This window comes from Pseudoduganella sp. GW821-FHT12E03, assembly GCF_058807115.1.
Map to the genome: position 1 here is coordinate 228,641 of NZ_JBXAQJ010000011.1, position 13,972 is coordinate 242,612.

11 protein-coding genes are annotated in these 13,972 nt (G+C 63.5%); 8 read left to right on the forward strand and 3 right to left on the reverse strand.

Features of this window, described 5'->3' with window-relative positions; genetic code table 11:
• Positions 1-3 precede the first annotated feature (3 nt).
• Complete coding sequence (kduI, locus tag AC1RRC_RS26095) at positions 4-852, reverse strand: 5-dehydro-4-deoxy-D-glucuronate isomerase (protein ID WP_493058522.1); 849 nt, start codon at positions 850-852, stop codon at positions 4-6.
• Positions 853-1,050: 198 nt separating this feature from the next.
• Positions 1,051-2,727 carry a sodium:solute symporter family transporter gene (locus AC1RRC_RS26100; RefSeq protein ID WP_493058523.1) on the reverse strand — a complete coding sequence of 559 codons (1,677 nt, stop codon included), beginning with the start codon at positions 2,725-2,727 and terminating at the stop codon, positions 1,051-1,053.
• A 281-nt stretch (positions 2,728-3,008) separates the two neighbouring features.
• Between AC1RRC_RS26100 and AC1RRC_RS26105 the strand changes: the two genes are divergently transcribed.
• The 6 genes from AC1RRC_RS26105 (at position 3,009) to AC1RRC_RS26130 (ending at position 11,271) form a co-directional block, all read left to right on the forward strand.
• Positions 3,009-4,631 (forward strand): glycoside hydrolase family 43 protein, encoded by a 1,623-nt coding sequence (locus AC1RRC_RS26105; RefSeq protein WP_493058524.1) that lies wholly within the window; start codon positions 3,009-3,011, stop codon positions 4,629-4,631.
• Positions 4,632-4,649: 18 nt separating this feature from the next.
• The gene (locus AC1RRC_RS26110; RefSeq protein WP_493058525.1) at positions 4,650-6,116 is read left to right on the forward strand and encodes a glycoside hydrolase family protein; all 1,467 of its coding nucleotides are present in this window, start codon (positions 4,650-4,652) and stop codon (positions 6,114-6,116) included.
• A gap of 44 nt (positions 6,117-6,160) precedes the next feature.
• Positions 6,161-6,652 (forward strand): arsinothricin resistance N-acetyltransferase ArsN1 family B, encoded by a 492-nt coding sequence (locus AC1RRC_RS26115; protein ID WP_493058526.1) that lies wholly within the window; start codon positions 6,161-6,163, stop codon positions 6,650-6,652.
• Positions 6,653-6,890: 238 nt separating this feature from the next.
• On the forward strand, positions 6,891-8,138 hold the full coding sequence (locus tag AC1RRC_RS26120; RefSeq protein ID WP_493058527.1) for a hypothetical protein: 1,248 nt from the start codon (positions 6,891-6,893) through the stop codon (positions 8,136-8,138).
• Positions 8,139-8,149: 11 nt separating this feature from the next.
• Positions 8,150-8,584, forward strand: a complete 435-nt coding sequence (locus tag AC1RRC_RS26125; protein ID WP_493058528.1) for a type 2 periplasmic-binding domain-containing protein — start codon at positions 8,150-8,152, stop codon at positions 8,582-8,584.
• Positions 8,584-11,271, forward strand: a complete 2,688-nt coding sequence (locus tag AC1RRC_RS26130; RefSeq protein ID WP_493058529.1) for a bifunctional diguanylate cyclase/phosphodiesterase — start codon at positions 8,584-8,586, stop codon at positions 11,269-11,271. The genes AC1RRC_RS26125 and AC1RRC_RS26130 overlap by 1 nt, the downstream gene beginning before the upstream one ends.
• Here the strand turns inward: AC1RRC_RS26130 and AC1RRC_RS26135 are convergent.
• Complete coding sequence (locus tag AC1RRC_RS26135; protein ID WP_493058530.1) at positions 11,268-12,143, reverse strand: hypothetical protein; 876 nt, start codon at positions 12,141-12,143, stop codon at positions 11,268-11,270. The two genes, AC1RRC_RS26130 and AC1RRC_RS26135, sit on opposite strands and share 4 nt — an antisense overlap.
• 260 nt (positions 12,144-12,403) lie before the next feature.
• Between AC1RRC_RS26135 and AC1RRC_RS26140 the strand changes: the two genes are divergently transcribed.
• Positions 12,404-13,006: a hypothetical protein gene (locus tag AC1RRC_RS26140; protein ID WP_493058531.1), complete on the forward strand. Its 603-nt coding sequence runs from the start codon at positions 12,404-12,406 to the stop codon at positions 13,004-13,006.
• A 77-nt stretch (positions 13,007-13,083) separates the two neighbouring features.
• Positions 13,084-13,950 (forward strand): class A beta-lactamase, encoded by an 867-nt coding sequence (gene bla, locus AC1RRC_RS26145; protein WP_493058532.1) that lies wholly within the window; start codon positions 13,084-13,086, stop codon positions 13,948-13,950.
• The last annotated feature ends 22 nt before the right edge of the window (positions 13,951-13,972 follow it).

Here is a 13,972-nt window from a genome sequence, read left to right on the forward strand (position 1 = left end):
TCCTTACTTCAGTTGGCAGATGTCCAGCACGTTCATGTCGGTGTAGTCGAGGTTTTCCCCGCCCATGGCCCAGATGAAGGCATAGTTCGACGTGCCGGAGCCCATGTGGATCGACCAGGGCGGCGACACCACGGCTTCCTGGTCGGCCACGATGATGTGGCGGGCGGAATCCGGTTCGCCCATGAAGTGGAAGACGCGCTGATCCTGTTCCAGGCCGAAGTAGAAATAGACTTCGGAGCGGCGCTCGTGCAGGTGCGGCGGCATGGTGTTCCAGACGCTGCCGGTGTCCAGAATGGTCAGGCCGAGCAGCAGTTGCGCCGACTGGCACACGCCCGGCACCACGTACTGGTAAATCGTGCGCGCATTGGACGTTGCCAGGCTGCCCCGTTGCAGCGGCACCGCGTCCGCAATGGAAATCTTGCGGGTTTCATAGCGGATGTGGGCCGGCGTGGACGCCAGGTAAAAGCGCGCCGGATTGGCCGCGTCCAGCGATTCAAACGTCACGTCGGTGGTGCCCATCGGTATATAGAGGCCATCGCGCGGCGCCAGGTCATACGGCACGCCGTCCACCGTGACGCGGCCGGCGCCACTGGCCACATTGATCACGCCCAGTTCACGCCGCACCAGGTAAGGCTGGCCGGCGGCCGATGCCGGTTCCGTATGGCGGGGCAGGGCGACCGCCCGGGTTACCGGGGCGGCGCCGCCGATCACGAAGCGCTCGTGATGGCAGTAGTTCAACTGCACGCTGTCGGCCACGAACAGTCCGCCGATCAGGTAACGCTCACGCAATTGATCGTTGCTGGCATGTTCCATCATATCGGGGTGGGTGGCGTGCAAAGTCTTGCAATACATGGCGAGGTTCTCCATACGGGTGGTCCCGTGTCAGTCCTGTTATCGATAACAGCAATAATACCTATGTCAGCCTGAAATGCCAAGCAGATTCATAGGTCCTAAAAGCAAAGGGGCGGCCGCCTAAGCGCCGCCCCCGTTCATGGGTTGGACCAACGCGGCGCACCGCCGCGTTGTTTTTCCCGTGTCATGCCCAGTGCATCACCAGCCCATGCCGTAAATCGCCGCCAGCGCCACGCCGATCACGGCCGAACCGAACGCAAAGGCGCCGTCGACGCGGAACAGCGAGGTGTCGATTTGCAGCGCCTTGGTGTTGCCCTGGCGCTTGGCTTCCGCCAGTTTGCTCATCAGCACCATGCCGGCGATCACGAACCAGAACACGATGAACATGCGGTCCAGGAAGGGGATTTCAGCGACGCCGGCTTCTGTGACCTTGGCAAAGCCGATCGGGATCAGGAACGACAGGTCCATCATTTGCGGCAGGAATTTCAGCACGATCGAGCCCAGCAGGCCGCCCACGGTGGCGAACATGGCGGCGCCGGACGTGGTTTTCTTCCAGAAGAAGCCCATCAGGAACATGGCCAGGATGCCGGGCGAGACGAAGCCGGTGTATTCCTGGATGTACTGGAAGCCGCCTTTCTTGTCGATGCCCAGCATCGGCGCGATCAGCACGGCCAGCGCCATCGACACCACCACGCTGACGCGGCCGATCCACACCATGCGCTGCTCGGTGGCTTGCTTGTTGAACGTCTTGTTATAGATGTCCAGTGTGAAGATAGTGGCGATACTGTTGGCCTTGCCGGCCAGCGAGGCCACCACGGCGGCGGTCAGCGCGGCGAAGGCGATGCCTTTCAAGCCCGATGGCAGCAGGTTCAGCAGGACAGGATAGGCGCGGTCCGGGTTGACTTCACCGCCGACGCGCATGGCGTCGCCCAGGGAGCCGGATTTGTCCAGCGCGTAGGCGGCAATGCCTGGCAAGACCACGATCACCGGCATCAGCAATTTCAGGAAGGCGGCGAACAGCAAGCCTTTGCGGGCGGTCGGCAGATCGGCGCCCAGCGCGCGCTGGGTGATGTACTGGTTGCAACCCCAGTAGTTCAGGTTGACGATCCACATGCCGCCGATCAGGACCGACAGGCCCGGCAAGTCCATGTAGTTGGGATTGTCGCGGGTCAGCACCATGTCGAAGTGTTCGCCGGCGCGCACGAACAGTTCGGAGAAGCCGGCCACGGCGCCTTGCTTGCCGCCCAGGGCCGCCACCAGGTCCAGCGCCAGCCAGGTCGTCACCAGGCCGCCAATCACCAGGCAGGTCACCTGGATCACATCGGTATAGCCGATGACTTTCATGCCGCCCAGGGTGATGATGGCGGCGAAGATGGCCAGGAACAGCATGCACGGCAGCAGGGCGATACCCGACAGGCTGGAAATCGCCAGCGCGCCCAGGTACAGGATCGAGGTCAGGTTGACCACCACGTACAGGCCGAGCCAGAACAAGGCCATGGTGGTGGCCACGGCCTTGCCATAGCGCTGTTCAAGGAATTGCGGCATGGTGTAAATGCGGTTTTTCAAATACACCGGCATGAAGAACACGGCCACGATCACCAGGGTGGCGGCCGCCATCAATTCGTAGACGGCAATCGCCATGCCGATCTTGAAACCGGAACCGCTCATGCCGATGAATTGTTCGGCCGAGATGTTGGAGGCGATCAGCGAGGCGCCGATGGCCCACCAGGTCAGCGACCCTTCGGCCAGGAAGTAGTCATGCGAAGCCGAGCCGGAACCGGCTTGCTTGCGGCGGTAAACCCAGATGCCGTAGCCGGCCACCAAAACGAAATAAAACAGGAAGACCACGAGGTCCAAGGTGGAAAATGTGCTCATGAAAGGCTCACGGTAAGGATGTTGTCTCTGGATGGGCGCCGTGCGCTGCGCGCCGGTCCCTGTTCTTGCGTCAAGAGAAAATCTTAGGCGAAAGTGACCTACTATTTCTTATGTGACTTTTGCATCGAGCTATATTGATTTGGCATGGTTTCGTTTTTCAGTAAATGGCTTGCCACCTGTTATCGATAACAAATATAATAATCCAGTCAGCCAAAAATGCCAGGGCAATTTCACTATCCGGGCAAACGGCATTACAGGAAATACAGAAATACATCGGAGGCATGTTGAAGAACCCTGGCAAAAAATGGTGGCTGGCCGGTGCGGCGCTGGCGGCGGCGTTCCACGCGGCGGCCCAGCCGTCATTGCCCTGGTCGGCCGACCTGGGTAATGGCCAATACCGCAATCCCATCCTGCATGCCGACTATTCCGATCCGGACGTGATCCGCGTTGGCGGCATGTTTTACATGACGTCGTCCAGTTTCAGCAATGCGCCCGGCTTGCCCCTGTTGCAATCGTCGGACATGGTGAACTGGGAGCTGGTGGGCCATGCATTGGCCGCGTTGCCGCCGCAGGATTTTTTTAACAAGCCGCAGCCCGGCAAGGGCGTGTGGGCGCCGGCCCTGCGCCACCATGACGGCAAATTCTGGATCTTTTGGCCGGACCCGGACCTGGGCATTTATGTGATGACGGCGCAACAGTTTGCCGGGCCGTGGAGCCAGCCGAAGTTGCTGTTGGCCGGTAAAGGCATTATCGACCCGGCGCCGCTGTGGGATGACGATGGCAAGGCGTGGCTGGTACATGGCTGGGCCAAGAGCCGCGCCGGCATCAACAATATCCTGACCCTGCGCAGCATGGCGCCGGACGCCAGCCGCCTGCTCGATGACAAGGGCCGCGACATCATCCACGGCGACCGGCTGCCCGGCTATTTCACCATCGAGGGGCCGAAGCTGCACAAGAAGGACGGCTATTACTATGTGTTCGCACCGGCCGGCGGGGTGGAAATGGGCTGGCAGGCGGTATTCCGTGCGCGCCGGATCGAAGGGCCGTATGAAGACCGGATCGTGATGGCGCAGGGCATGACGGCGATTAACGGCCCGCACCAGGGCGCCTGGGTCGACGGCGTCGACGGGCGCGACTGGTTTTACCACTTCCAGGACAAGGCCGCCTATGGCCGCGTGGTGCACTTGCAGCCGATGGCGTGGAAAGATGGCTGGCCGGTCATTGGCGCCGATCCGGATGGCGATGGTGTGGGCGAACCGGTGCTGCAACATGCGAAACCGGCCGGCGCCAACCGGGGCGTATTGAATCCTGCCACCACCGATGAATTTACCGGCAAGGCGCTGGGTTTGCAGTGGCAGTGGAATGCCAATTTCAAGTCCAACTGGTACACGCTGGCGGCCAAACCCGGCCAGTTGCGGCTGTTTTCACAAGCGCCGGCCGGCAGCGGCAGCTTGCGCGATGTGCCCTCGGTGCTGACCCAGAAATTCCCCGCGCCAGCCTTTGCCGCCGATACCGTGCTGTCGCTCAGTGGCGAGGAAGGCCAGCGCGCCGGACTGGTGGTGCTGGGGATCCGCTACGCGTGGCTGGGCCTGCGGCGCCAGGGCAATGCGACGCAACTGGTGTACGCCACCTGTGACCAACCCGCGCTGCCTTGCGTGGAACAGCTTGAAACCGTGGCGGCGGTGGGAGCGCAACCGGTGTACCTGCGCGTGCGGGTGGGCGAAGGCGCAATGGCGCAGTTTTCCTACAGTACCGACAACCAGCGCTTCACGCCGGTCGGCCAGCCGTTCCGGGCCGGTGTCGGCCGCTGGGTCGGGGCGCAGGTGGGCCTGTTCACCACCACGCCGGCCGCCGCCGGCAATAAAGCCTACGCGGACTTTGACTATTTCCGCATTACCCCATAATTAACAAGGAGACGATTCATGATGAAACGCTGGTGGGCCCTGGCGGGCCTGATGCTGTGCGCGGCGCTGCCGCCCGCGCAGGCGGCCAATGCGGCGGCCAACGCGCTGCAGGTATTCCCGTTCCCGGAAGCGATGCGCTACACGCACCACAATGACGATTACACGGTCAAGGTGCGCACGCCGGGCGGCGTATGGCAAGACCTGTACGAGTACAACGTCAAGGTGGACCTGGACAAGCCCGTCAAGGATGCGTCGATGGTGTACTTCAACTTTGACGGCGCGGTGGAAGTGTCGGTGCATAAGAATAACGGCAACTTTTCCAAAGTCGCGATCCGTCCCGATGCGCGCGGCATCAAATACACGGTGAAAGGCAACACCGTGCATTTCACCTTGCAGCGCCCGGACAACCTCAGTGTGGAATTCGACGGCGACCGCCACCACAATCTGCACCTGTTCACGCACGCGATCCGCAAGGACATGCCCCGTCCGGCCGAGCCGGTGGCGGGCATGTCGACCGGGCAGGGGAAAACACCGGATTTTACCCAGCCGGTCGTGTATTTCGGCCCCGGCCTGCATGAAGGCGAATTCCGTTTGCGCTCGAATACCCGCGTGTATATCGATGGCGCGGCGGTGCTGAAAAATCCGCTGATCATCGATGGCGTGGAGAACGTGAAAGTCGTCAGCGACGGCCTGTTCATGGCGGCGGGACAGATGCAGGTGCGGCGCTCCCGCAACGTGTCGATCGATGGTCCGATATTCATCAACCAGCTGCATGGCACCATGGCGTGCTTCAATTCGCAAGACCTCGAGGAACGCAGCATCCGCACCATCGGCGGCGGCCAGTGGTCGGACGGGCTGGGCCACTTTGCCTGCGAGCGGGTCACCGTCGCCGACAGTTTCGTGCGCACCTCCGACGATTGCATCACCCTGTACAACCACCGCTGGGACACCTGGGGCAATACGCGCGACATCACCGTGCGCGATTCCACCTTGTGGGCGGACGTGGCCCATGCCGTCATGATTGGCATCCACGGCAATACGCCGACCAAGGAACACCCGGAAGCGGAAGTGCTGGAACGGATCCGCTTCTCGAACATCGACGTGCTCGAGCATGACGAAGACGATCCGGAATACGAAGGCGCGTTCGGCATCATGGCGGGTGACGACAACCTGGTGCGCGACGTCGTGTTCGAGGATATCCGCGTCGAGCGCATCGAAGAGGGCATGCTGTTCAACCTGCACATTGCCTATACGCCGAAATACAACACCAGCCCGGGCCGGGGCATCGAAAACATCACGTTCCGCAACGTCAGCTACACGGGCGAAGGGTCGGCCGGCGCATCCGTCATGTATGGCTATGACGCGTCGCGCAAGGTGCGCAATATCGTGCTGGACAACGTGACGGTGGCGGGGCGCAAGATCACGGGACCAGCGCCGAACATACTGAATTTGGGGCCGTTTGTGGAGAACGTGACGTATAAGTAAACGCCCGCTATCATGTTGCAAACAAGACATGAGACGCCAAACCGATGAACCTGCGAGACGCCACCCCGGACGATGCGGCAGCCATTGCCGCCATCTATAACCCGTACATCCTCGACACCACCATCAGTTTCGAGGAAGACCCGGTGCAAGATGCCGAAATGGCGCGCCGGGTCGCCGACGTGCAGGCGGCCGGCTTGCCGTGGCTGGTGGCGGAACTGGACGGCGCCGTGATCGGCTATGCCTACGCCACCAAGTGGCGCGTGCGCCACGCGTACCGCCATTCGGTGGAAAGCAGCGTGTACCTGGCGCCGGCCGCGGCGCGCCGTGGCGTCGGCACGGCGCTATATGAAGCGCTGTTCGGGCGCCTGCGCGCGGGCGGCTATCACCTTGTCATTGGCGGCATCGCGCTGCCGAACGAGGCCAGCGTGGCGCTGCATGAGAAAATGGGCTATGAAAAGGCGGCCCATTTCAAGGAAGTCGGCTACAAGTTCGGGCGCTGGCTCGATGTCGGGTATTGGCAAAAAACACTGGCCTAGCCCGCGCCGCATGGATGTTGTCGATTGATGTTGTTGAATGCGCATGGTTGTCAGCCTGTGCACATTCAGCCCGTCGCCTGTTGTTGCCATCGGACACTTTCCAGTGTCCAGCCCGCATTTCTCCGTACCGACCAATAATCCCTCCGCCAAAGCTATAGACTGTTCTCGAGCCCCGTACTAAGGTAGCGCGGTTTCACAGTCCGGGCGGCGCCACGCCGCCGTCATTTACGCTTTGACAATGACTCCAGTTGCCCGACAGTTCTTACAATTGCTGGCGCTGCCGGCCCTTTGCGCGGCAGCCTGCGCCCACGCGCAAACCGATGACAATTCAACAAGCTGGTCGTTCCAGGGCTTTGGCAGCATCGGCGCCGTGCACTCGACGGAAAAGCAGGCCGACTATGCCGCCAACGTGCTATATCCCGGCAAGGCCGGCTACAGCAAGCAATGGAGCCCGGAAGTCGACAGCCGCCTGGGCGCCCAGCTCAGTGTCCATCTCGACAAGCGCTGGTCCGCCGTGCTGCAAGTGGTCTCCGAACGCAACCTGCAAAATTCCTGGAAGCCGGTGGTGGAGTGGGCCAATGTGAAATACCAGGCCAGCCCGGAACTCAGCGTGCGCCTCGGCCGCATCGCCTTGCCCATGTTTTTGGCGGGGGATTACCGCAAGGCGGGTTTTGCTTTGCCGTGGGTGCGTCCGCCGGTGGAACTGTACGGGGCGCTGCCGATATCGAGCAGCGACGGCGTGGATGCGAGCTACTTGTGGCAGGGCGGCGGCATGAAACACACCACGCAAGTGTTTTACGGTTCGACCAAACGCCAGCTGGGGCCGGGCTACACCGCCCATGGCAAGGGCATCGCCGGCATCGCCCACACGGTGACGTCAGGCGCGCTGATGCTGCGTGGCGGGGTGACCACGGCGTCGCTGACGGTCGATGTCGGGCAAGAGCTGTTCAGCGGTCTGCGCCAGTTTGGCCCGGTTGGCCAGCAATTGGCCGAGCGCTATGAAATCCGGGACAAGCGCGTGCTGGTTGTCAACGCGGGGCTCAGTTATGACCCGGGCGACTGGTTTGTCATGGCCGAGGCGGGGCGCTTCAATTACAACTCGGCGCTGGGCGATTTTTACGGCGCCTATGCCAGTGGCGGGGTACGGCTGGGCGCCTGGACACCGTATGTGCAGGCGGCCCGTTCCCATGCGCTGATGCCGACGCAAATCGCCGGCCTGCCGCTGTCCGGTTTACCCCCTGCCGTGGCCGCCACCGCGGCTTACCTGAACGGTTACCTGAATACTTACCTGAGCGCGATTCCCCAGCAGGACAGCGTGGCGGTCGGCGTGCGCTGGGATGTCAGCCCCGGCATGGCGGTGAAACTGCAGTATGATCGGCTGCATACGCGCAACGGTTCGTCCGGCACGCTCATCAACGTGCAACCGGGCTTCCGTTCCGGGCGGCACGCGGGCGTGACCAGCGTGCTGCTGGACTTCGTGTTTTGACGGGGCGGCACATGCGACTGTCTACACTGGGGGGAATACTGCTGGCGGTGGCGCTGGGGGCGCCGGGCGGGCAGGCGCGCGCCGCCGAACTGGTGGTGATTGTTTCCGCGCACAATCCGGTGGCGACCCTGCGCGCCGACCAGGTGGCCGATATCTTCCTGGGCGAAGCCACGCGCTTTCCCGATGGCGCGGAAGTGCAGGCGCTGGACCAGGCCCTGAACACGCCGGTGCGCAACGAGTTTTACCAGAAAGTCGCGTCGCGCACGCCCGCGCTGATGAAGGCGTACTGGACCAAGCGAATTTTCACCGGCCGTGGCCAGCCGCCGCGTGAGCTGTCCGGCTCCACCGCGGTGCGCAAGGCGGTGGCGGAAAACCCTGGCGCGATTGGCTATGTCGACCGGGCCGCGGTCGATGCCAGCGTGCGCGTGGTGCTGGTGGTGAACTGATGGACGGCCCGGCCGACACAGGCAACGCCGGGGGCACGGCGCGCTGGCGCCGCATGGCGCTGGAAACCTATGCCTCGCTGCCCTTGTTTACCGTGGTGCTGCTGGGTGCGATCTGGGCCGCCACCCTGCATTTCATCGACAGTGAACTGGACGCCGCGCGCACCGTGGCGGGCGATTCGCTGCTGGAGTTGTCCGACACTTATGAGGCGCAAGTGGTGCGCAACCTGCAGGGCATCGAACAGACGCTCAAGGTGCTCAAATACGCGGTGGAAAAGAAGGGCGCCGCGGGCGCCATCCCGGAACTGCAGCAAAACGACCTGTTGCCGCCGGCGCTGGTGTTTGTCGTCAGCATTGCCGATGCGTCCGGACGCATCATCGCCAGCAATCCCGCCGCGGAACCGATTTCCGTCGCGAATGAAGAGTACTTCAAGTATCACCAACAGCGCCGCACCAGTTCCACCTATATCGCGCAAGCGATGCGCGACCTGGCCAACAAGGATTGGCATTTGCATTTCACGCGCCGCCTGAACACGCCGGAAGGCGACTTTGCCGGGGTGGTGGTGGTCGAAGTCGATCCCGGCTACTTCACCAGCGGGTATGAGCGGGCGCGCCTGGGCGAGCACGGGGTGCTGGGACTGGTGGGCGCCGATGGCGTGGCGCGCGTGTTGCGGGTGGGGGAACAGGTCAGCTGGGGACAGCGGATCGGCGCCGTGCCGGGCAAGGATGCGGCGGCGCAAGCGGTGGCCAGTACGTGGGATGGCGTGCCGCGCTATACGGCCCTGCGCGCGCTGCCGCGCTACCAGTTGTCGGTGCTGGTGGGCCTGTCCGAAGAAGAGCAAATGGCGCCGGCTTACGGCAAGCGCCGGGAACGGCTGGTGGAAGCGGGCGCCGCCACGCTGGTGGTATTGCTGGTGGCGGCGCTGGCCTGGTTCTGGATCTGGCAGGGCGCGCGGGCGCGGCGCCACATACGCCGCGCGCAGGAAACCTATGCGGCCGCATCGGAAGCCAATATGGACGCCTTCTTCGTGTTGCGCGCGATCCATGACAACCAGGGCGCGATCGCGGACTTCAAGATCGCCACCGCCAACAGCCGTGCGGAACAGATGAGCGGCCACAGCAAACAGGCGTTGCAGGGACAAACCCTGTGCAACTGGCTGCCGCAGGTGCGCCACAACGGCATTTTCAAAGGCCTGGTGCGGATCGCCACCGAAGGCGGCGTGTTGCAGGAGGAATGGGAAAACACCATGCCGCAGTTGAATGCCGGCTGGATCCATGCGCAGGTGGTGGGCGTGGAGGGGGGCGCCGTCATGATCGTGCGCGACATCACGGAGCGCAAGGAAGCGGAACACCGCATTTTCCACATGGCCTTGCATGACGCGCTGACCGGACTGCCGAACCGCAGCCTGATCAGCGACCGCCTGCAACAGGCGATTGCCGAAGCGCAGCGCGATCACTATGCGGTCCATGTCGCGTTCATCGACCTCGATGGTTTTAAACTGGTCAACGATGGCCTGGGCCATTCAGCGGGCGACTTGCTGTTGAAGGAAGTGGCGGCGCGCATGGCGGCCTGCCTGCGCAAGCACGATACGGTGGGCCGGTTCGGCGGGGATGAATTCGTGCTGGTGCTGCCGCAGCAAAAAAATGACATGGCGCCCACCGCATCGCTGCTGGAGCGGGTGCGCGAAGCCGTGATCGGGCCGGTGGTGCTGGATGAACAGGAAGTGCGCGTCAGTTGCAGTATCGGGGTCGCCACCTATCCGCACGATGGCGAGGATGCCGATACCCTGATGATGAACGCGGATGCGGCCATGTACCGCGCCAAGGAAACCGGCAAGAACAATGTGCAGTTCTATACGCAGGAAATGAACAGCAGCCTGGAAGAAAAGCTGGCGCTGCTCGATGGCTTGCGCAAGGCGCTCGATGACAACCAGCTGCTGGTGGAATACCAGCCCAAGGCCGACTTGCGCAGCGGCTTGATCTTCGGCGTGGAAGCGCTGGTGCGCTGGCGGCATCCGGAGCGCGGCCTGATCCGCCCCGATATCTTCATCCCGCTGGCCGAGGAGTGCGGCATGATCGGCGCCATCGGCGACTGGGTGCTGCAACAGGCCTGCCGCCAGGCGCGCGCCTGGCAGGCGGCCGGGTTGCCGCCGATGACGATGTCGGTCAACGTGTCGCCACGCCAGTTCGACGATTTGCGCCTGGTGGCGCGCGTGGCCGATGCCCTGAGGGACAGCGGGCTGGCGGCGGGTTTATTGGAGCTGGAAGTCACGGAAAGCCTGATCATGCGCGACGTCGGCCTGGCGGTCGCCAAGATGCGCGAGCTGGAAACCATGGGCGTGGCGCTGTCGATCGACGATTTCGGCACCGGCTATTCCAGCCTGTCGTCGCTGAAACGCTTCCCCATCAGCCGCCTGAAGATCGACAAGTCCTTTGTGCGCGACCTCGACACCAGCGCGGACGACCGTGCGATTGCCCGCGCCATTATTTCACTGGCCCATGAACTCGATGTCCGGGTGATTGCCGAAGGCGTGGAAACCGTGCAGCAGCGCGATTTCCTGCAGGCCAATGGCTGCGATGAAATGCAGGGTTACTGGCTGAGCCGCCCGGTGCCGCCGCAGCAAATCGAAGCGCTGCTGGCGCAACAGATGGAGGCGGCCGAGCGGGGGCGGTTCTTGCCGGCCACTTAAGCGGCTTTCGCCGCCGCCGCGGCCTTTGCCGGGCGGCGGCGCACAGTCAGCGCCAGCAGGGCCAGGCCTGCCGCCATGATGCCGAGGCTGGCGGGTTCCCCGACGCTGGCCGCGGCGTTGTTGCCGCTTGCGCCCAGGATGTGCGGCATCAGCGCGGCGGCGCTGGTTTGCCCCAGGGCCGTTGCCGCTTCCGATGGTGGTGCGAAGCCGCTCAGATCGGGCTTGGCGGTGGCGTTGGACGGGTCTGCCGGGGCGGTTGCGGCGGGTGCGGGATCGGCCGCAGCGGCTGGCGCGGGGGGCTTGGCGACCGGTGCCGGCGCGGTCAGCACGCTGTCGCGGCCGAACAGGGTCAGGTTCGAGTAATCCGCATATTGCTTGCCATCGTTGAAGATATTCAGGTTCCACACGCCGGACAGCGTGGCGCCGGCGCCGATGAACTGGTTGTCGAACAGCCAGGCGCCGCTGCCGTTCCCGGCATGCATGGCGAACACCAGGTCCAGGATGAGATCCTGCGCCGCATTGGTATTGGTGACACTCCACGTGCCGTGGCGGGTGTCGGTTTTATCGAACACCAGTTGCAAGCCGCCGGCGCTGGCCGACGTGTTGTCGCCTGCCGATGAAGTGAACTTTGACAGCAGGCCCCAGCTTGCCGTGCCATCGCTGGCGAAGGCGCTGTTGAAACCACTGGTGTTGCCGGACTTACCCTGTTGCGGGTTAACGCCGCTGGCATACCGGAACCCGTCCGCCGCGCTGCCGCCAAGGGTGATGTCGGAAACCGTCGCCGTGCCGATCAGGCCGGCGTGTGCGAAAGAAGAGAGGAAAAGAGTCGAGAGTACAGCCGCGGCGAGGCCGCCACGCATTGCGTTGCCCATGTAGCATTCCTGTTCAAAAGAGGGTTGGTCTTTTGACAGTACTGCGGGATCGGGGCTCGCACTATCAAGTATGTGTATAGTACAAGGATGACTGGATTTTGGGCAACTAAAATTTTCCTATTGCAATGATTGTATTTTCCGATGTGTAAGGCAGCGGCTCGCCGCAGGGTCACTTGCATGGCGTCTGAATTTCTTGGCAGCTAGTTTCCCATGTGGCACGATGCATTTTGACATCGCTACACTGTGACCCGGAGCTCCCCATGACCCTGCACGGATTGAACCGCACGACTGCCTATGACGCGATGCTCGATGCCACGCAGCGGCGCGTGGCCGCCGCGAAGCCGTCGTCCACCGGATTTGCCGGCGCACTGGCGGCGGAACAGGACCGCGAGCGCTACCGGATCGAAGGGCCGGTGGTGCGCCTGACGGAGATGCTGGAGCGCAATGGCGGGCAGGGCGTGATCCAGGCAACCCCGGAACAGATCGCTGAAATGGCCTTGTATGACCAGCAAATGCAGGCGCGCGAAGCCGCCGGCGCCCGCTACGCCGCCAGTCACCCGGATCAGGTGCACGGGCAAGTGGTGGTCGGCGGCAAACTGTTTGCCACGGTCTACCAGTCGGGCAGCGCCGTCACGCCGTATGCCATGCCCATGACGGAACATGGCGCCGGGACCGCACTGGCCAACGCGCGGCTGGCGGACATCGCGAAGGCGGCCGGGGGACAGGTCATTTATGACCATTTCTTCCCTACGCCCGCCAACGCGGGCGCGGTGGTGCCGGAATCGGCGCTGCCGCCGGTGACGGCCCGCAGCCACCAGGAGATCCTGATGGCGCTGCTGCAGGAAATGCAACATCGGGGGTGACGGACGCGGGCCGGCCGGGACACGCTGCGTGATGCTTTTCTGATATCATTGCGCGCTTTCCATCCTGGGCGCCCGCCATGACTTTTTCCACCACCCGCCGCACTGTTTTACTGTCCCTGGCCGCCGTGCCATTCGCGCCCCCGGCGTTGGCGTCCGAGGCGGCGCGCGATAAATTGGCCGCGCTGGAACGATCCGCCGGCGGCCGCCTGGGCGTGGCGGTGCTCGATACCGGCAGCGGCAAGCAGGTACTGCACCGGGCCGATGAGCGCTTTGCGTTTTGCAGCACCTTTAAAACCATGGTGGCGGCGGCGATCCTGGCGCGCAGCCAGAAAGATACCGGTCTGCTGGAACGCCGCATCAAGTACACCAAGGCCGACCTGGTCACGTATTCGCCGGAAACAGAAGAGCACCTGGCCGACGGCATGACGGTGGCGGAACTGTGCGAAGCCACGATCCAGGTTTCCGACAACGCCGCCGCCAACTTGCTGATGAAAGTGCTGGGCGGTCCGGAAGCGGTCACGGCGTTTGCCCGTTCCATCGGCGACCAGGCATTCCGGCTGGACCGCTGGGAGACCGAACTCAACTCCGCCATTCCCGGCGACCCGCGCGACACCACCACCCCGGCCGCCATGATGCAATCGGTGAACCGCCTGTTGCTGGGCGACGCCCTGGCCGTGCCGCAGCGCAAGCAACTGGTGGACTGGATGGTGGGCACCCTGACCGGCGATGAGCGCATCCGTGCCGGCAGCCCGGCCGGCGCCACTGTGGCGGATAAAACCGGCAGCGGCTCCTATGGCGTCACCAACGATATCGGCGTGGTGTGGCCCAAGGGCAGGGCGCCGCTGGTGGTGGTGGTGTACTACACCGGCGCGGCCAAGGACAGCAAGACGCGCAACGACGTGATTGCCGGCGCGGCGAAGATCGCGCTGGGGGCGCTGGCCTGACCCGCCAAGCCCGGCGGCGCAT

What these genes read in the sequence shown, in the direction of transcription:
- kduI (WP_493058522.1), bottom strand. Translation starts at nt 852, where the DNA reads ATGTATTGCAAGACTTTGCACGCCACCCACCCCGATATGATGGAACAT.
- AC1RRC_RS26100 (WP_493058523.1), bottom strand. Translation starts at nt 2,727, where the DNA reads ATGAGCACATTTTCCACCTTGGACCTCGTGGTCTTCCTGTTTTATTTC.
- AC1RRC_RS26105 (WP_493058524.1), top strand. Translation starts at nt 3,009, where the DNA reads ATGTTGAAGAACCCTGGCAAAAAATGGTGGCTGGCCGGTGCGGCGCTG.
- AC1RRC_RS26110 (WP_493058525.1), top strand. Translation starts at nt 4,650, where the DNA reads ATGATGAAACGCTGGTGGGCCCTGGCGGGCCTGATGCTGTGCGCGGCG.
- AC1RRC_RS26115 (WP_493058526.1), top strand. Translation starts at nt 6,161, where the DNA reads ATGAACCTGCGAGACGCCACCCCGGACGATGCGGCAGCCATTGCCGCC.
- AC1RRC_RS26120 (WP_493058527.1), top strand. Translation starts at nt 6,891, where the DNA reads ATGACTCCAGTTGCCCGACAGTTCTTACAATTGCTGGCGCTGCCGGCC.
- AC1RRC_RS26125 (WP_493058528.1), top strand. Translation starts at nt 8,150, where the DNA reads ATGCGACTGTCTACACTGGGGGGAATACTGCTGGCGGTGGCGCTGGGG.
- AC1RRC_RS26130 (WP_493058529.1), top strand. Translation starts at nt 8,584, where the DNA reads ATGGACGGCCCGGCCGACACAGGCAACGCCGGGGGCACGGCGCGCTGG.
- AC1RRC_RS26135 (WP_493058530.1), bottom strand. Translation starts at nt 12,143, where the DNA reads ATGGGCAACGCAATGCGTGGCGGCCTCGCCGCGGCTGTACTCTCGACT.
- AC1RRC_RS26140 (WP_493058531.1), top strand. Translation starts at nt 12,404, where the DNA reads ATGACCCTGCACGGATTGAACCGCACGACTGCCTATGACGCGATGCTC.
- bla (WP_493058532.1), top strand. Translation starts at nt 13,084, where the DNA reads ATGACTTTTTCCACCACCCGCCGCACTGTTTTACTGTCCCTGGCCGCC.